Annotated in this window: 16 protein-coding genes; 1 reads left to right on the top strand and 15 read right to left on the bottom strand. The window is 68.3% G+C overall.

Features of this window, described 5'->3' with window-relative positions:
• Nucleotides 1–15: 15 nt before the first annotated feature.
• Genes scpB through M3M54_RS02760 form a run of 8 tightly spaced genes read right to left on the bottom strand, consistent with a single transcriptional unit; the run spans nt 16 to nt 7384 of the window.
• A complete protein-coding gene (scpB, locus tag M3M54_RS02795; protein WP_249020662.1) occupies nt 16–591 on the bottom strand; it encodes an SMC-Scp complex subunit ScpB in 576 nt (191 codons plus the stop codon).
• A complete protein-coding gene (locus M3M54_RS02790) occupies nt 588–1373 on the bottom strand; it encodes a ScpA family protein (RefSeq protein WP_249020661.1) in 786 nt (261 codons plus the stop codon). The genes scpB and M3M54_RS02790 overlap by 4 nt, the downstream gene beginning before the upstream one ends.
• A gap of 11 nt (nt 1374–1384) precedes the next feature.
• Nucleotides 1385–2371, bottom strand: coding sequence for a tryptophan--tRNA ligase (gene trpS, locus M3M54_RS02785; RefSeq protein ID WP_249020660.1), 987 nt, complete (start codon nt 2369–2371; stop codon nt 1385–1387).
• A gap of 57 nt (nt 2372–2428) precedes the next feature.
• Nucleotides 2429–3082, bottom strand: coding sequence for a rhomboid family intramembrane serine protease (locus tag M3M54_RS02780; RefSeq protein WP_249020659.1), 654 nt, complete (start codon nt 3080–3082; stop codon nt 2429–2431).
• Nucleotides 3079–4209 carry a M20/M25/M40 family metallo-hydrolase gene (locus M3M54_RS02775; RefSeq protein ID WP_249020658.1) on the bottom strand — a complete coding sequence of 377 codons (1131 nt, stop codon included), beginning with the start codon at nt 4207–4209 and terminating at the stop codon, nt 3079–3081. The genes M3M54_RS02780 and M3M54_RS02775 overlap by 4 nt, the downstream gene beginning before the upstream one ends.
• Before the next feature lie 9 nt (nt 4210–4218).
• Nucleotides 4219–5736 (bottom strand): aminomethyl-transferring glycine dehydrogenase subunit GcvPB, encoded by a 1518-nt coding sequence (gene gcvPB, locus M3M54_RS02770; RefSeq protein WP_249020657.1) that lies wholly within the window; start codon nt 5734–5736, stop codon nt 4219–4221.
• Nucleotides 5733–7064, bottom strand: a complete 1332-nt coding sequence (gene gcvPA / locus M3M54_RS02765) for an aminomethyl-transferring glycine dehydrogenase subunit GcvPA (protein WP_249020656.1) — start codon at nt 7062–7064, stop codon at nt 5733–5735. Before gcvPA ends, gcvPB begins: the two co-directional genes overlap by 4 nt.
• Entirely contained in the window at nt 7061–7384 is a 324-nt protein-coding gene (locus M3M54_RS02760) for a glycine cleavage system protein H (RefSeq protein ID WP_249020655.1), read from the bottom strand. The genes gcvPA and M3M54_RS02760 overlap by 4 nt, the downstream gene beginning before the upstream one ends.
• A gap of 196 nt (nt 7385–7580) precedes the next feature.
• Here M3M54_RS02760 and M3M54_RS02755 point away from each other — a divergent pair, with 196 nt between their 5' ends.
• On the top strand, nt 7581–8930 hold the full coding sequence (locus tag M3M54_RS02755; RefSeq protein WP_249019411.1) for a transposase: 1350 nt from the start codon (nt 7581–7583) through the stop codon (nt 8928–8930).
• Nucleotides 8931–9037: 107 nt separating this feature from the next.
• Here M3M54_RS02755 and gcvT read toward each other — a convergent pair whose 3' ends face one another.
• From gcvT to M3M54_RS02720, 7 genes are all read right to left on the bottom strand, one after another.
• Nucleotides 9038–10147, bottom strand: coding sequence for a glycine cleavage system aminomethyltransferase GcvT (gene gcvT / locus M3M54_RS02750; protein WP_249020654.1), 1110 nt, complete (start codon nt 10145–10147; stop codon nt 9038–9040).
• A 171-nt stretch (nt 10148–10318) separates the two neighbouring features.
• The gene (gene ftsZ / locus M3M54_RS02745) at nt 10319–11431 is read right to left on the bottom strand and encodes a cell division protein FtsZ (RefSeq protein WP_249020653.1); all 1113 of its coding nucleotides are present in this window, start codon (nt 11429–11431) and stop codon (nt 10319–10321) included.
• A 213-nt stretch (nt 11432–11644) separates the two neighbouring features.
• Nucleotides 11645–12292 (bottom strand): cell division protein FtsQ/DivIB, encoded by a 648-nt coding sequence (locus M3M54_RS02740; protein ID WP_249020652.1) that lies wholly within the window; start codon nt 12290–12292, stop codon nt 11645–11647.
• A 176-nt stretch (nt 12293–12468) separates the two neighbouring features.
• Complete coding sequence (gene murB / locus M3M54_RS02735; RefSeq protein WP_249020651.1) at nt 12469–13404, bottom strand: UDP-N-acetylmuramate dehydrogenase; 936 nt, start codon at nt 13402–13404, stop codon at nt 12469–12471.
• Between the two features lie 67 nt (nt 13405–13471).
• On the bottom strand, nt 13472–14815 hold the full coding sequence (murC, locus tag M3M54_RS02730; protein WP_249020650.1) for a UDP-N-acetylmuramate--L-alanine ligase: 1344 nt from the start codon (nt 14813–14815) through the stop codon (nt 13472–13474).
• Nucleotides 14812–15912: a glycosyltransferase gene (locus M3M54_RS02725; protein ID WP_249020649.1), complete on the bottom strand. Its 1101-nt coding sequence runs from the start codon at nt 15910–15912 to the stop codon at nt 14812–14814. Before M3M54_RS02725 ends, murC begins: the two co-directional genes overlap by 4 nt.
• Nucleotides 15824–17029, bottom strand: a complete 1206-nt coding sequence (locus M3M54_RS02720) for an FtsW/RodA/SpoVE family cell cycle protein (RefSeq protein ID WP_249020648.1) — start codon at nt 17027–17029, stop codon at nt 15824–15826. The genes M3M54_RS02725 and M3M54_RS02720 overlap by 89 nt, the downstream gene beginning before the upstream one ends.
• Between the last annotated feature and the right edge of the window lie 102 nt (nt 17030–17131).

Genomic DNA, 17131 nt, shown 5'->3' with positions numbered 1-17131 from the left:
GGAGCCCACACCCGCTCAGACGCCGGCGCGCGCCTCGCCGGCGCGCAGCAACCGCTCGCGCAGCTCGGCCTCGAGCTCCGGTGGCGCCTGAAAGGCGCTGATCGGCGGCAGCTCGTCGATGCCGCGCAGTCCGAACAGACGCAGGAACAGGTCGGTCGTGCGGTACAGGACCGCCCCGAACTGGGAGCGCCCCGACTCTTCGATGAGTCCACGTTCGAGCAGCGTCGCCGCCGCGGACTCGGCGTTGACGCCACGGATCCTGGCGATCTCCGGCCGTGAGACCGGCTGCAGGTAGGCGATGATCGCAAGCGTCTCAGCCTGCGCCGCCGTCAGCGCGGGCGTTCTGGGGCGCGCAAACAGCTGCCGCGCGGCCTCCTCAGCCTCCGGATGCGACGAGAGCGAGAAGCCGCCCGCCAGCTCCCGCAGCACGAGCCCGCGACCTTCCCGCGCGTAGCTTTGGACAAGCTCATCGATCGCGGCACGCACGTCCTGGACGTCGGCTTCGGTGGCGGCGGCGAGGGCGTCGACGGTGAGCGGATCCGGTGAGAGGAAGAGCAGCGCCTCGATCTTGGCGCTCATGGTTATGCTCATGCCGCCGCCGATCCGAGCTTCGTGTGGCCGTCCGCGGCCGGCCGCACCTCGATCGGGCCAAACGGCTCTGACTGGGCCCAGGTCAGCTCGCCCTGCTTGTAGAGCTCCAGCAGCGAGTAGATCGTCACCGCGACCGTGACCCGGTCGGCACCGGTGACCGCCTCCTCGAAGTCGAAGGCGCCGCGGCGCAGCAGCCTTCGCAGGTGCACGAGGCGATCGGCCACCGTGACCTTCGGGACTGAGATGTGGCGGACGTCAACCTCGGGCGGCAGCTCGAGCAGGCGGCCGATCGCTGCCGCCAGCAACGCCGGCTCGTAGCTCGCGGTGGCGTCGCTGAGCGCGGCGCGGCGCAGGCTCTCAGGCAGCGGGGCAGAGCGGAAGCGATACCCTGCCTGGGCACGCAGGTCGTCGGCCAGCTGCGCACCGGCACCACGGTAGCGGTGCGCGTCAAGCAACCGCTCGACCAGTTCGGTGGCGGCCTGGCCGGGATCGAGCTCCAGCTCCTCCAGTTCCTCCCCAGGCAGCATCAGCCGCGATTTCAGCTCAAGCAGCGCCGCGATCAGCACCAGGAACTCGGTGGCGGCCTCGAGGTCGAGCTCGCCACGCGCCTCGAGGTGGTCGATGTAGGAGATCACGATGTCGGCCAGGTCGACCTCGAGCAGGTCGACCTCCTCGCGCAGGATCAGCGTCAGCAGCAGGTCGAAGGGGCCGTTGAAGATCTCCAGATCGAGCTCGAGGTCGACGAGCCGCAGCGACCTGCGGATGGCGGGCTTCTGGCTCACAGACTGCGAGCTTATCCTGCCCTGCGGCCGACTCCCATCGCCTCGCGCACCGCGCGCATCGTCTCGGACGCGATCCCCCGGGCACGCTGCGCCCCGCGCTCGAGCTCCCGCTCGAGCGCGGGCTCGTCTGCCCGCAGTTGCGCGTAGCGCTCGCGCACCGGCGCCAGGTAGCCCGCCACAGCCTCGCCCACGGCGAGCTTGAAGTCACCGTAGCCAACCCCATCGAACTCGCGTTCCAGCTCCTGAACAGAGCTTGAACGCACGGCGGCCAGGATCTCGAGCAGGTTGCTGACCCCGGGCTTGTCGCGATGGTGGCGGATCTCGCGACCGGAGTCGGTCACGGCCGTGCGGAACTTCTTGATGATCACGTCGGGCTCGTCGGTTACGTAGACGGTGCCCTGCGGGCTGCCGCCAGTCGTCGACATCTTGCGCTCTGGGTTCTGGAGATCCATGATCCGTGCGCCGACCGGCGGGTAGTAGCCCTCGGGGATCACCAGAACCTCGCCGAAGCGGGCGTTGAAGCGCTGGGCCACGTCGCGCGTGAGCTCCACGTGCTGGCGCTGGTCGTCACCCACCGGCACCTGATCTGTCCGGTAGAGCAGGATGTCCGCGGCCATCAGCACCGGGTAGCCGAAGAGCCCGGCGGAGATGAACTCGTGCTGGGCGGACTTGTCCTTGAACTGCGTCATGCGCGTGAGCTCGCCGTAGGCGGTGGAGCTCATCAGCAGCCACTGCAGCTCGGTGTGCTCGGCCACGTCGCTCTGGCGCAGGAGGATCGAGCGCTGCGGCTCGATGCCGGCGGCGAGCAGCACGGCGGCCAGGTCGTAGACGTCGCGGCGCAGTTGCGCCGGGTCGTAGGGCACCGTTATCGCGTGCAGATCGACGATGCAGTAGATGCCGTCGCCGCGCTGCTGACCGGCCACGTACTGTTCGACCGCGCCGATGTAGTTGCCCAGGTGCTTGCGGCCCGTGGGCTGGATGCCGGAGAAAATGCGCACGGCGACGCAGCCTAGCGGCCCGCACGTCGTCTGGCTCCTCTGACGTGGCCGCCTGTCCTAAGCCGCTCCGCTTCCGGCGCCCGCCACGGCGGCAGCGTGACGTTGGTCTGAGCGCGCCAGCCTCCAGGCCACAATCACCCCGGCGACGGCACCGCAGAGATGGTCCTGCCAGGAGATGCCGGCGTGCGGCGCCAGGCTCGCGAGCAGGACCGCCCCCCATACCAGCGCAACCAGCATGCCGACCGCGAGCTCCCAAAGCCGGCGGTCGAAGAAGCCGCGGGCCATCAGGTAGGTCGCGTAACCGAAGACGATCCCGCTTGCCCCGATGGTGCTCGCGTTACCAGGGCCGATCAGCCACGTACCGAAACCGCCGACGACGGCGATGAAGCCGGTGACGATCAGCAGCCGTCTGGCGCCCTGCAGGGCGATGATCAGACCCAGCACGACGAACGGGATCGTGTTGTCGAACAGGTGCTGGAAGCTCGCGTGGATGAAGGGCGAGCTCAGGATGCCCCAGAAGCGCGTGATGTTGCGCGCGTAGATGCCATCCCGGTCAAGCCGGTAACCGTCCAGCGCATTCGCCACCTGGACCAGCCACATGACAAGCACGATCGCGCCCAGCGTGATCGGACCGTCTGACCGGATCGGCGCTTTGAACGACGCCTGGCGCAGATGCTGCGTCCAGGTCCGCTCGGGACGCTCGTCACTCACTCCTCAAGCATGGCAGCCCGAGCAAGCGCCAGGGCCACCGCCACGCGCCGCTCCAGGGACGGCAGGTGCAGGAACTCCTCCGGTGTGTGCGCGCCGCCGCCGCGCGGACCCAGACCGTCGACGGTCAGCGCAATCACGGCTGCCAGGTGGCTTGCATCGCTGGCGCCGCCGCGCGCGCGTGCCACCAGCGGCTCACCCAGCAGCCCCGCCGCGCGTTCGAGCAGCGGCGCGGCCGTTGCGCGCGCGTCCATGGCGGGCCAGAGGCGCTCCATCACCGGCTCGAGCCGTACGCCGCCGACCTCGGCCGGCAGCGCATCGACCACGCGCTTGAACTGCTCGGTGTCGTCGGCGCGCATGTCGAAGACCAGCTCGCCGCGCGCGGGCACCACGTTGCTAGCATCGCCCGAGCGCATCACCGTCGGCACGACCGTCAGACGCGACGCTCCCTGAGGGTCGTTCTGCGCCGAGCCGGCGATGGCCGCCTGGGCCAGCGCCAGCAGGGCGTTGCGCCCATCCTGCGGGGCCGCACCCGAATGCGCTGCCCGTCCGTGCGCCAGCACGCGCAGCGTGCCCGCGCCCTTGCGGGTCACGATGACGCCATCACGCCCCTGAGGATCGACCTCACCGGCCTCGAAGCACAGACAGGCGTCGTAACCGGCAAAGCGCTCGAGATGGCTGAACGGCACCACTCGCCACTCCTCGTCACAGACGAGCAGCACGGCGATCTCCGCGTAGCCCTCGATGTCCTGCGCACAGGCGCGGGCGACCGCGAGCGCCAGCGCGACCCCGCCTTTCATGTCGATCGTGCCCGAGCCCGTGAGCCGCTCGCCCTCGCGGCGGGCCGGCCGGTGCTCAGCGGTCGGCACGACGGTGTCGAGGTGGCCGAGCAGCAGCAGCCGTCGGCGTCCGTGGCCGCGGCGCCTCGCCAGAAAGTCCGGTGCGCATGAGGCCGTGGAGCAGGCCGGGCGTGTCACCTCCCAACCCGGGAGAAAGCCGGCACACAGGGCGATCGCCCGTTCCGCACCGGCCAGGTCCCCAGACGGCGTCGAGACGTCCACCAAGCTCGAGGTCTCGGCCACGACCCGCGGGGTGATCCGGGCCGCCAGCTCGGCAAGCTCAACACGCATCGCGTGCGGCTACAGCGGCTGGCGCACGACCGGGTGACGCGCAGCGCCGGCCTCGTCCAGCCTGCGCACCGGCGCCGTGTGCGGCGCCGTCCGCGCGATCTCCGGGTCCGTGGCGGCCTCGCGCAGGATCTCGGCCACCACCGCGGCGAAGTGGTCGAGTGTCTCACGGGTCTCGGTCTCGGTCGGTTCGACCATGAGCGCCTCATCGACGATCAGCGGGAAGTAAACAGTCGGCGGATGAACACCGTGATCGAGCAGGCGTTTGGCGAGATCGAGCGTCCGGATCCCCAGCTCGCGTTTCATCACGGCGCCGGAGAGCACGAACTCGTGCATGCAGATCCGGTCGTAGGCGGCCGGGAGATACTCGAGCACACCCTCCCGGCGCAGCCGCGCCAGCAGGTAGTTGGCATTGAGCACAGCCACCTCGGAGGCCTCGCGCAGGCCCGCGGCACCCAGCGAGCGGATGTAGGCGTAGCTACGCACGAACACTCCGTAATTGCCCTGGAAACCCCGCATCCGGCCGATCGAGTGAGGCCGGTCGTGGTCCAGGTCGAAGCTGCCGTCCTCGCGCCGGACCACCTGCGGCCGCGGCAGAAACGGCTCCATATGCGCCGCGACAGCGATCGGGCCGGCGCCCGGGCCACCGCCACCGTGCGGTTGGGTGAAGGACTTGTGCAGGTTGAAGTGAACGATGTCGAACCCCATGTCGCCGGGTCGGCAGATCCCCATGATCGCGTTGAGGTTGGCGCCGTCGTAGTAGAGCGTGGCGCCAACGTCATGCACGGCCTTTGCGATCTGTTCGATGTGGCGCTCGAAGAGCCCCAGCGTCGAGGGGTTTGTCAGCATCAGGCACGCCACATCGGTGTCGACGTGACGGCGCAGATCATCGATGTCAACGTTCCCGTACTCGTCAGTACCGATTTTGACGAGCTCGTAGCCGGCCATCGTCACAGTCGCGGGATTGGTGCCGTGGGCCGTGTCCGGTGTGAGCACCTTGGTGCGCCGGTCCCCGTTGGCTTCGTGGTACGCACGCGTGATCAGAACCCCGGTGAGCTCGCCGTGCGAGCCGGCACTGGGCTGTAGCGAGACGTGCGGCAGACCCGCGATCTCGCCGAGCGAGTGCTGCAGCCGCCACATCAACTCAAGCGCTCCCTGCGCATCGCCGGCCGCCTGCAGGGGGTGCAGGTCAGCGTTGCCGGGCAGGCCTGCGACGCGCTCATGCAGCTTCGGGTTGTGCTTCATGGTGCACGACCCGAGCGGGTAGAAGCCGGTGTCCAGGTCGAAGTTGCGCTTGCTCAAGCGCGTGTAGTGACGGACGATCTCCGGCTCGGAGACCTCCGGCAGACGTGCGCCCTCCCGTCGCCGCAGCTCGGCTGGGATCAGCTCGTCCAACGGCCGTTCCGGCACGTCCAGACGCGGCGCGATGAAGGCCCTGCGCCCCTCGCGTGACCGCTCGAAGATCGTGAGCTCATCGTCAGCCGCTTCGATGAACCAGCGGCTGGGTGGTGCTGTGAGTTGATCGCTCATGCAAGCGCCTCCGCAATCGTGTCAACCAGCAGATCGATGTGAGTACGCGTACGTTTCTCGGTGATGGCAACGAGCAGACAGTCCTCGGCGTACCGGTAGCCGGGGTTGATCCCGGCAGCACGGCAGCGGGCGAGCACCGCGTCCACGTCACCGTCGATCCTGATCGCGAACTCTCGCACCACGGGCTGTTGATGGACCGGCGTGACGCCGGGTATTGCCGCCAGACGCTCACGGGCGTAGGCGGTGCGCTGCGCGAGGAGCTCCGCCAGCTCCACCAGCCCCTGCCGGCCCAGCCAGCTCAGATAGATGACGCCCGCAAGCGCATTCAGCGCCTGCGCGGTGCAGATGTTCGAGGTTGCCTTCTCGCGGCGGATGTGCTGCTCGCGCGTCTGCAGGGTCAGGACATAACCGCGTTTGCCCTCCGCGTCGCGCGTCTGACCGACAAGCCTGCCGGGCAGACGGCGGATGAGTTCCTCGGTGACCGCGAAGAAGCCGAACGAGGGCCCGCCGAAGTTCAGATGATTGCCGAGCGTCTGCCCCTCGCCGACGACAACGTCGACACCCTGGGCGCCTGGCGCCTGAAGCAGCCCGAGCGAGACCGGGTCCGCGGCGCAGACGACGAGCGCGCCGCTGCGATGAGCCACATCGACGATCGGCGCGAGGCGCTCGACCGCCCCCAGGAAGTTCGGCTGGCTGACAATCACGGCGCTCACGTCCTCGTCGAGCCCCGCCTGCCGCAGCGCCTCCACTGAGGTCACTCCGTCCCGCAGTTCCACCACCTCCACCGTCATCCCCCAGCCGTGCGCGAGCGTCGCCAGCGACTCGACCGCGTGCGGGTGAACGCCGGCGGAGACCAGGAAGCGGCTGCGGCCGTTGTGCAGTTTTGCCAGGTAGCCGGCGGCCGCCACCGCGCTCGGCCCCTCGTACACGGAGGCGTTTGCGACAGGCAGGCCGGTCAGCTCACAGATCGCGGTCTGGTATTCGAACATCGCCTGCAGGCCACCCTGGGAAACCTCGGGCTGGTAGGGCGTGTAGGGGGTCAGGAACTCGGCTCGTGCGGTGATCGAGTCGACCAGCGCCGGCACATAGCTGTCGTACATGCCAGCGCCCAGAAAGGTGATCTGCTCGTCGGTGCTGAGGTTGCGCTGCGCCAGTGCCGCGAGCTCGCCGTACACCTCCTGCTCGGAGAGCCCGTCGTCGAGGGCCAGCGGGCCCTCGACGCGCAGACCGGCCGGCACGTCGGCAAACAGCTCCTCCACCGATCCGACGCCGATCGTCGCGAGCATCTCGCCGAGGTCAGCGTCGGTTACCGCCGTGTAGCGGCTCACGGGAGCGTCGCCTTGTAAGTCGCGGCGTCCATCAGCTCCTGCGCCTCGGTGGGGTCCGTGAGCCTGACCCGCACCAGCCAGCCATCGCCATAGGGGTCCTCGTTGATCTTCTGGGGCTCGTTGGTGAGGGACTCGTTGACCTCAATCACCTCGCCGGAGAGCGGCGCAACCACATCAGAGACCGCCTTGACCGATTCCACCTCGGTGTAATGCTCGTCCTTGGCGAGCTGCGCCCCGACCGCCGGCGGTGTGAAGAAGACGATCTCGCCGAGCGTGTCCTGCGCATACCAGGTGATCCCGAACGTGCTCGGGTTTCGCACTTTTGGGCCTGTAGCGGCATAGCGGCGTAGCAGGTGGTGGTGGTGGGCGGGGCCGTGGCGGGCTGGTGTGGCCTGTTGGCGCGGTGTCGGGGAAGGAGCATCGGCGGCTTGCGCGAAAGCGGTTGCTGTCAACATAACCCGTCCGTCGCGGCCAAGGGGAGGCACGCTGCGCGGCTTCTCTTGGAGGCTGCCGCCGATGCTCTGCGTCCCATCTTCGCTGAACGAGCTGCTTGTCCTGTTTGAGTCGTGTTTCACCCGTCCCACGTTTGAGACGTTCCGGGGGGTGTTGGTCGGTCAGGTCTCGCAGACCTCTCTGCGGTGCGTGACCGGGATGCTGACAGGCTCAAGGCTGTCGGGGGTGTGGCATCACGCGCGTTGCCACCGGTTCTTCGCCAATGCCCGCTGGTCCGTGGACGAGCTCGGGTTACGGCTCGCCTGCCTGATCGTTGAGCGGTTCACAGAACCGGGTGCGAGCGTGCTGGTCGCGGTCGACGACACGCTCCTGAAACGCAGGGGACGCCGGATCCACGGCACCTTCTGGCATCACGACGCGACCGCCAACAGCCGCTCAGGCTCGGTCGCGTGGGGGAACAACTGGATCGTGGCCGGGATCTGTGTCAAGCTGCCGTTCCTGCAGCGCACCGTATGTTTGCCGGTCCTGTTCCGGCTCTGGCAGCCGCGGCGCGAACAGTTCGTCAAGCAGCACAAGCCCGATCCTGAGCGGCCCGGGAAGGTCAAGCTGGCCAGGGCGATGGTCTGCCTGCTCGCCAAACGGCTGCCGGATCGCCAGATCAACGTGGTCGGTGACAGCGCCTACATCAGCCAGGCGTGGCGTGCTGCACCCAAGCGGGTGACGATCACATCGAGGCTGCGTAGCAACGCGGTGATCTACGCCCCTGCGCCGCCGCGCACCGGCAAACGCGGCCGGCCACGCAAATGGGGCAAACAGCTTGAAAGCCTTCAACAGATCGCAGCCGACCCCGCCACCGAATGGGTAAAGACGACCGTCAGGCGCTACAGCAAAACCGAGACGCTCGAGCTGGCTGAGATCAACTGCCTGTGGGAGCCGCTCGGCGCCGAAACCCCGGTCCGTGTGATCCTCGTCAAAGACGACACCAAGCCGTGCGGCTACCAGATCGCGCTGATCACCACCGACCTTCACGCCACCGCCGCGCAGATCGTCGAACGCTACGCAGACCGCTGGCCGATCGAAGTCGCCTTCCAGGACGGCAAAGAACTGTTCGGCGTCGGTGATGCCCGCAACCGGACCGAGAAAGCCGTGCAACGGACCGTCCCATTCCAGTTCTTGGCGATGGACCTCACGATCATCTGGTACGCGCTCTACGGACATCACCCCGACATCGTCACAGAGCATCGCGCCCGCGCCCCCTGGTATGTCTCCAAGACCACCCCATCATTCCAGGACATGCTCGCCAAGCTACGACGAGTGATCATCGCCACCCAATTTCAACCCGAACAGGCCCGAACCCCCACAACCCAGGAAATCAACCAAGTCCAGCAAGCATGGGCAGCCGCCGGCCTATGAACTGCGAAACCCGAGAACGTGGCCTCTCCGGGGTTGTCTGGATCGATCCTCGCCCAGTCGTGATCAGCGTTGTACTTGAGGTCCTCGGGATAGTTCGGGTCGGCCATCTAGCGGTCCTTTGGGTAGAGGGGCTTGCTCGCAACGGTCGCGGCGCGCAGCGTGCCGCGCACATCGATCTGAAGCTGTTGGCCGGGTGTCGCCCGCCACGCCGGCAGGTAGGCGAGACCAACGCCACACTCCAGGCTCGGCGAGTAGGTGCCGCTGGTGACCACGCCGCCGCCATCGGGCTCGCCGCCCTCGGCCACCCGCGGCAGCACCGGGTTACCGGCCCGTGCGATGCCGGGGCCGTCGAGCACGAACGGAACCAGCAGCTGCGCCGGGCCGGCGGCTCTGACGGCCGCCACGCGCTCGGCGCCGATGAACCCGGTGCGCTCGGCGCAGGCCCAGCCGAGCCCCGCCGAGATGGGGTCGTGCTGCTCGTCAAGGTCGTTGCCGTAGAGGGGGAAGCATGCCTCGATGCGCAGCGTGTCACGCGCCCCGAGCCCGGCGGGTTGGGCGCCCGCCCGCACGAGTGCATCCCAGAGCTTCGGTGCCAGCTGCGGTTCGCAGAGCAGTTCGAGCCCGTCCTCACCGGTGTATCCGGTGCCGCAGGCGAGGACTGGGACACCGCCCACCTCACAGCGGTCGCAGTGCATCCGGGCCGGGAGCGCTCCGCTGGTCAACCCGGCCAGCAGCGCCCGTGCGCGCGGGCCCTGGACGGCGAGCATCGCGTAGCGGTCCTGGTGATCGCTGACCACGGCCACCCCACCGTCGTTGTGAGCATGGACCCAGGCGAAGTCCCGCGCGTGGTTGGCGCAGTTGGTCACCAGCAGCAGCCGTGTCTCTGACAAGCGGTAGATGAGCACGTCGTCGAGCACACCGCCGTGCTCATCACAGATCAGGCTATAGCGCGCCGAACCGATGCCGAGCGAGCCGACCTCGGCGGTCAGCAGGCGCTCGCAGAGGGCGACCGCGCCGTCGCCGCTGACCTCAATCTGACCCATGTGTGAAACGTCGAAGATGCCAACGTCGTGGCGCACGGCGAGGTGCTCCTCGCGGATGCCGACGTACTGAACCGGCAGCTCCCAGCCGGCGAAGTCCACGAGCTTCGCACCGGCTCGGAGGTGCTGCTCATAGAGAGGTGTGCGTCTGAGCGTCTGTGAGCCAGTCTCTCCCACAAAGCGCAGCGTATAGCCCAACGCGGCCGGATGGTGGCCGGGGCCGTGGACGGGGCCAATTGGCGAAGATTCATCTATATGAGCCGCCGCACCGCGTACAAAAGTGCGCGGCGGCGCCGAAAACCGGCCGTCGCCCCCCTGCTGCGTAGCGCGCGGCCGCGTGGCCGGCGCTCAGCGATCCTTCAAAAACGACGGGATGTCGATCTCATCGTCGCGAATCTCGAGGCTCGAGCGCTGGCGGTCATCGAAGGTCACGTCCCTGCGGTTGCCGCGCTGACGCCCCGAGCCCACCCCCGACCCCAGACCGCGCCCGCGTGAGCTGCCCAGCGTGCCACGGTGGCTGTGGTCGAAGCCCGTCGCAATCACGGTGACCCGCACCTCGTCCGCCATCGCATCGTCGATCACCGCGCCGAAGATGATGTTGGCGTTGGCGTCGGCTGCGCCCTGCACTATCTCCGCCGCCTCGTTGACCTCAAAAAGTCCCAGGTCGCTGCCGCCGGTGATGTTGAGCAGGATGCCGCCCGCGCCCTCGACCGATTCCTCCAGCAGCGGTGAGGAGATCGCTTCCTTGGCAGCCTCGCCGGCGCGGTTCTCGCCGCTGGAGCGGCCGATTCCCATCAGCGCTGAGCCCGCGTCACGCATGATCGTGCGCACGTCTGCGAAGTCCAGATTGATGAGCCCGGGAATCGTGATCAGGTCGGTGATGCCCTGAACCCCCTGACGCAGCACATTGTCGGCCTCGCGCAGTGCCTCGGTGAGCGAAGCGCGACGCTCGACCACCGCCAGCAGCTTCTCGTTGGGGATCACGATCAGGGTGTCGACGTGCTCGCGCAGCCGGTCGATTCCGTCCTGTGCCTGCCGCGCGCGCTGCTTGCCCTCGAACGCAAACGGCCGCGTCACGACGCCCACGGTCAGGGCGCCAATCTCGTTCTTGGCGATTTCAGCGATCACCGGCGCGGCGCCGGTCCCGGTCCCTCCCCCTTCGCCAGCGGTCACGAACACCATGTCGGCGCCCTTCAGCGCCTCCTTGATGTCGTCGCGCGACTCGGCCGCCGCGCCCTGACCGATCTCCGGGTTGGCGCCCGCCCCAAGTCCCTTCGTCAGATCGGTGCCGATGTTGAGCTTGATGTCGGCGTCGCACATCTGCAGCGACTGCGCATCCGTGTTGGCCGCGATGAACTCGACGCCGCGCAGTCCCGCGTCGACCATGCGGTTCACCGCGTTGGTCCCACCACCGCCAACTCCCACGACCTTGATGACTGCTAGATAGCTGCCGCTTCCCATGATTAGTTGTCCGACTCTCGATTCAAGATTGAGCGTTTGACCCGACCGCGAGTCTCCGCAGGGGCGTCGCACGTTACGGCCATATCTTCGGCCAAGTCAACGCCGAGTACCGTTACGCAACGATCCTTGCAGATCGGCTGACTCTCGATCAGGCTCCGAGAGTAGAGCAAACCCACACCCTAAGTCTCTACTAGAGACTTAGGGTCGCCGGGGCTAGCCGCTGCCGGCGCCTGTCGCAAGGCCAAGCGCCGCGGCACGCGACGGCGAGACGCCCACTCCCGCGGCGGGGTGCACAGGATCGGTCAAGACGATGTAGGAGGCACCCACGGAGTACTTGTTCTGCAGCACAGCGATCGCCGAGCGCCACTTCTTGGCGAGCTCGACGGCAGCGCCGAAGTAGAGCTGCGGCCCCTTTCGCAACTGCACGACGACCCCGTGCTGCGCGCTCCAGGTCGCGTTTGCGATATGCGAAATCAGCGCGTAGGGCGCCGCGGCCAGCACAGCCACCGCCGACCGCGCGCCGGGTGCACTGACCGTCGGGCCGGTGGGCGCCTGCGCAAGCGGCAGGCGCGGCAGCCGTACCCCGGGCACCGCGCCGCCGACCAACCGGCCGTCGGCTGCGACGACGCGACTCTCAGAGCCAAACTCGGCGACTGCGACGGGAACCTGCTCGGCAACGTGAATGGTGACCGCATGCGAGCCGCGGCTCGAGACCGACAGCCCCTGGACAAAGCGGAACCGTGCGACTGAGGCTTCGAGCTTGGCCACGTTCACATCGAGTGTCGTCATCCGCAACGCAGCGCCCGTCAGTGCGGCCTGGATCTGGCCCACATCGGGACCAGCCAGACCGGTGATCCGCACGGTCCGCACCTGAACGAAGCTCGAGCTTCTGTACCAGGTCCAGCCGAGCCACCCACAGCCGCATAGGAGCACCGTCAGGACCGCCACCCACAACGGCCGCGGGCGCCGCGGCCTGAGACGCCCCAGCAGCGCGCGCCGTTCACTCGCCGCTCCTGGCCCAGTCCAGCCGTCGCGGATCACTCGGATCTCCCGCCGCCAGGGAGTTCGACCTCGCCGAGCACCTGCACCTCGGGCTCCAGGACGATGCCGAAACGCTCCTGCACGCGGTCACGACCGAGGGTCATCAGCGCAACGACATCGGCCGTCGTTGCAGCGGCCACGTTCTCAATGAAGTTGGCGTGCTTGGCACTGAAACATGCCCCTCCGACCCGCAGCCCCCTGCAGCCGGCGGCATCCAGCAGCTGTCCTGCCGTGCGCCCGCGGGCCTCCGGGTCGGCCGGGTTCTTGAACGTGGAACCGAAGGTGCGTACGCCACTCGGCTGGGCTTCACGACGCTGGCGGCGTAGCTGAGCCAGATGCTCGCGCACGGTCCCTGGGTCTGCGCGAGAGAGCCGGAACTGGGCGCGAGCCACCACCTCTCCGGCGACCAGGCTCGAGCGCCGGTAGGCGAATCCGAGATCTTCGGGACAGCGGCGCTCGCTGCCCGCGTGGCTGACAACATCCACCCAGTCGAGCACGCTGGCCAGCGCGCCGCCGTAGGCATTGGCGTTCATCCGGACCGCACCTCCGACCGTGCCCGGGATGCTGACTCCAAACTCGAGTCCCGCCAGACCGGCTCGGGCCGCCGCGGCCGCCACCGCCGGCAGGCGGGCACCGCCTCCACAGATGATGTGTCCGCCGACTTCAGGTTCGAGCTCGATCTCGGCAAGGTCTCCGTCCAGCTTCAGCACCAGGCCGCGGACGCCGCTGTCCGCTACGAGCAGATTCGACCCGGACCCGATAACCCCTACCTGCAGGCGCGTCCGTGCCGCCCATTCAAGGGCGCGCTGGAGCTCTTCGACGCTCTTCACGCGCGCAAAGAACTCGGCTCGCCCCCCCGTGCGAATCGTGGTCAGCCGCGCCAGCGATACGTCTCGCTCGATCTCGGCGGGCCTCTCAGATAACGGTCGCATCACAGCGTCGGAGCGTAGTGGGGTCCCAGGACACCGCGCGTTCGGTGGGCGCGAGAGCTGCAGGCGCTCAACCGTGGCCGGTTTCTGGGTCGCCGGCGGTCGCACCGACAAGCGCACGGCCCAGGGAGTCGATGTTGCCAGCGCCCATGAGCACGCACACGTCCCCGGGTCGGAGCATCACGGCCAGCCATCGCTTCGCGTCGTCGAGCGTCGGCATCCAGGCCACGGGGGCGCCGGCATCGGCGACTGCCGCTGCGACCAGGTGGCCGCTGACACCGGGGTAGTCCGAACTGCTCTCACGAGCGGCATATATGTCGAGCACCGCCACCAGGTCAGCGGCGGCCAGCGCCTGCCCGAATTCGCGCGCAAGCGCCCGCGTACGGGAGTAGAGGTGTGGCTGGAAGACCGCCACCAGTCGCGTGGCACCCAGCTCATGTGCGGCGGCGATCGTGGCCGCCACCTCGGTTGGGTGGTGCGCATAGTCGTCATAGACCGGCACGCCTGAGCGCGTGTGACCGAGCAGCTCCAGTCGGCGACGCGCGCCATGAAACGACCCGATCGCCGACACCGCGACGCTGGGCGAGGCACCGGCGAGCGCGGCCACGGTGAGAGCCCCGGCTGCGTTTATGGCGTTGTGCACACCCACGAGCGCAAGGCGCACCCGTCTGCCCTGCCACTCGAAGGTCATTCCCGACGGCTCCGCGCGCGGAGCGTGCACATCGTAGGTCAGCGTTCGGGGTGCCGAGGCCGCGATACGACGCAACTCGGGTCGGTCCCACACCACGGCCGTGTCGGCGGCGCCGGCAAACTCGGCGAATGTGGCTTCGAGCTCCAGCCTCGACCCATAGGTGGCGTGGTGGTCGAGCTCAGCGTTGGTGATCATGGCGATCTCGGGCCGGTAGCGCAATAGCGAACGGTCTGACTCGTCGGCCTCCAGAACGATCCACTCGCCGGAGCCCCAGCCCGCGTTGCGGCCGGTGTCGCGTAGCTCAGCGCCGACCACGTAGGCGGGGTCCAGCCCGCAGGCTCTCAGAACGTGCGTGATCATGCCGGTGGTCGTGGTCTTTCCGTGGGTACCGCTGACCGCGATGCAGCGCTTCAGACTGGCGATCTCGGCCAGCAACGCCGAGCGGTGCAGTGGTGCCCCATCACCGGCGCCAAGCTCCGGATTGTCAGCCGCGACCGCACTGGAGTACACAACCTGCGCACCGGCCGGCACGTTTTCGGCGCTGTGCCCGATGCTTGGTGTGATCCCCGCCGCATTCAGCGTCTGGGCGTATGGAGAGACGCTGCGATCCGATCCGCTGACCGTGGCGCCAAGCTCCTTAGCGATCAGCGCCAGACCGCTCATACCGGCGCCGCCGATGCCGACCATGTGCAGACGGCGCCCTGCCCAAGGCCGACTGCTCATGGTTTCAGCTGCACGCGCTCGTTGCCTGCGCCGGCCACCCCGCTACCACCGGCGGCCGCCGCAAGAACCTCGGATGCGATCACCGCGGCTGCGTGCGGCCGAGCCAAGCCAAGCGCCGCTCTGCCCATCGCCTCGAGCCGTGAGCGGTCAGCCAGCAGGGCATCAACCTCAGCGCGCAGACGCTCGCCGGTGAGCTCCTCATCGCCGATCACGCACGCGGCTCCGGCACGCCGCATGTACTCGGCATTGACCCGCTGATGGTCGGCCGTTGCGTGCGGGTATGGGATCAACACGGCCGGCCGGCCGGCTGCGGCCAGCTCCCAGATCGAGCCGCCAGAGCGTGCCACGGCCAGGTCGCAGGCCACTATCGCATCAATCAGCCCGTCGAGGTAGCCGACCAACTGGTAGCCAGCTCGCGGTGCGCGCAGCTGCGGCAGGTCCCGCTCACCGGCGGCGTGCAGAACCCGGAACGACCTGTCGGCGAACGCCTGGATGGCGGCCCGGTTGATCGAGCGGGCCCCCTGGGAGCCACCGAACACCAGGACCAGTGTCTCGCCGGCGCCAACGCCGAAACGGGCTCTTGCGGCCGCCCGGTCAGGCGGCAGGGGCGGGATCGGCCGCCCGGTGACGACGAACTTTGGTGGGTCGTGTTCCGGCAGGGGCAGCGCCAGACAGACACGGCGTGCGAAGGGTGCGAGCATCCGGTTGGCGAGGCCCAGGTGGGCGTCGATTTCAGCGATCACGAGCGGAATCCGCAACAGCGCCGCCGCCAGACCGACCGGCGCGGCGACGTAGCCGCCGCCGCCGTAGACGGCCTGCGGACGGGCTCGGGCCAGCAGCCGCACCGCGGCGCCAACGGCCGCGAGATCCACCAGCGCCGCCTGCGCGAGCGCAACTCGCCTGCCTCTCGGCAGCGACTGCACACGCAGGTGATGAAGCCGGTAGCCGGCCTCCGGAACGAGCCGCGCCTCCACGCGGTCACCGCCGACGAACTCGACGCGGGCGCCGTCAGCCTCGAGCTGCCTGGCTACCGCCAACGCGGGCACCACGTGCCCTGCGGTCCCGCCGGTAGCCACCACGATCAGCGGCTTGCTCACTGCTGACTCCCCAGGTCGTGTTTGCTGGCTCGTCGTCCACTAGCCGCAGCTCCCGTGCCGCTGGTCGAGCTATGCCGAGCAGCAGGCCGACGGATGCGAGCATCACGATCAGGTTCGTGGGCGCATAGGAGATGAAGGGCAGCGGCACGCCTGTCAGCGGCGCGATCCCGAGCACTACGAAGATGTTGAGGATTCCCTGGCAAAGGATCAACGAGGTGAGGCCGAAGGCGAGGAGCTTCAAGTATCCGCTTGCGGCACGACGGGCTGTGCGCAGGCCAGCGTAGGCGATCATCGCGTACAACCCGACGACGGCCACGATTCCGAGCGTACCCAACTCCTGTCCCACCACAGCAAGGATGAAGTCGGACTGCGCCTCGGGTAGCCACATCTTGCCCACCGACTGCGCCAGGCCGACCCCCCAGAGACCGCCGGAACCCACCGCCATCTGCGCCTGCGTTGCTTGGAAGCCGGCGCTTGTTCGCTCCGAAAGCGGGTGCAGGAATGAGGTCAGGCGCGCGAGCTCGTATGGGTGCACGAGGATCATCAGCCCCACGCCGGCCGCGGCGAGCAGCAGGACGCGCAGCAGATGGCCGTTCGGGGCACCAGCAACCGCAAGCATCGTCATGATCGTCGCGAAGCACACGAATGCGGTGCCGAGATCGGGCTCCACGGCGATCAGCAGGCACGCGGGGCCCAGTGCAACCGCAATCGGTGCGAGGGCCTGCTTGAAATCACGCTGCAGGCGTCGCGGGTTGTCAGCCAGGTAGCGAGCCGCGTAGAGCACGAGTGCAAGCTTTGCGAGCTCTGATGGCTGAAACTCGAGCGGCCCCACGGCGAACCAGCGACGTGCGCCCGCCACATCGCGACCGAGACCCGGTACGAGCACAACCAGCAGCAGTCCGCATGATCCAAGGAGCATCAGGCGGGTTAGTTCTGGGGTGATCAGTCTCAGGCCGTACTGCTCACAGAACCGCATCACGAACAGACCGATGGCGATCGCGATCAGGTAGACGACGAACTCGCCGGTACCGTAGCCGCCAGCCAGCGCGCCTAATGGTGAGGAGGCGCTGTAGACCATCACCGCGCCGAACGCGATCAGGCACAGCGTGGCTGTCATCAGAATCTGGTGCTCAAGCGGCGGGGCGAGCCTGCGGGCGCTTCGGACATGGGGTGAGCTTGGCGGCATGACCGTCTAATTCCACGCGTGTGCGCCAAAGCC

Origin of the sequence: Conexibacter sp. S30A1 (genome assembly GCF_023330665.1) — a bacterium.
Lineage (GTDB): Bacteria > Actinomycetota > Thermoleophilia > Solirubrobacterales > Solirubrobacteraceae > Palsa-465.
Note: the sequence above shows the minus strand (reverse complement) of the source record. Positions and strands in the feature narration are given on the sequence as shown.

Excerpts from the sequence above, each read along its gene's own strand:
- scpB (WP_249020662.1), bottom strand. The coding sequence starts at position 591 with ATGAGCATAACCATGAGCGCCAAGATCGAGGCGCTGCTCTTCCTCTCA.
- M3M54_RS02775 (WP_249020658.1), bottom strand. The coding sequence starts at position 4,209 with ATGCGTGTTGAGCTTGCCGAGCTGGCGGCCCGGATCACCCCGCGGGTC.
- gcvPB (WP_249020657.1), bottom strand. The coding sequence starts at position 5,736 with ATGAGCGATCAACTCACAGCACCACCCAGCCGCTGGTTCATCGAAGCG.
- M3M54_RS02755 (WP_249019411.1), top strand. The coding sequence starts at position 7,581 with ATGCTCTGCGTCCCATCTTCGCTGAACGAGCTGCTTGTCCTGTTTGAG.
- ftsZ (WP_249020653.1), bottom strand. The coding sequence starts at position 11,431 with ATGGGAAGCGGCAGCTATCTAGCAGTCATCAAGGTCGTGGGAGTTGGC.
- murB (WP_249020651.1), bottom strand. The coding sequence starts at position 13,404 with ATGCGACCGTTATCTGAGAGGCCCGCCGAGATCGAGCGAGACGTATCG.
- murC (WP_249020650.1), bottom strand. The coding sequence starts at position 14,815 with ATGAGCAGTCGGCCTTGGGCAGGGCGCCGTCTGCACATGGTCGGCATC.
- M3M54_RS02720 (WP_249020648.1), bottom strand. The coding sequence starts at position 17,029 with ATGACAGCCACGCTGTGCCTGATCGCGTTCGGCGCGGTGATGGTCTAC.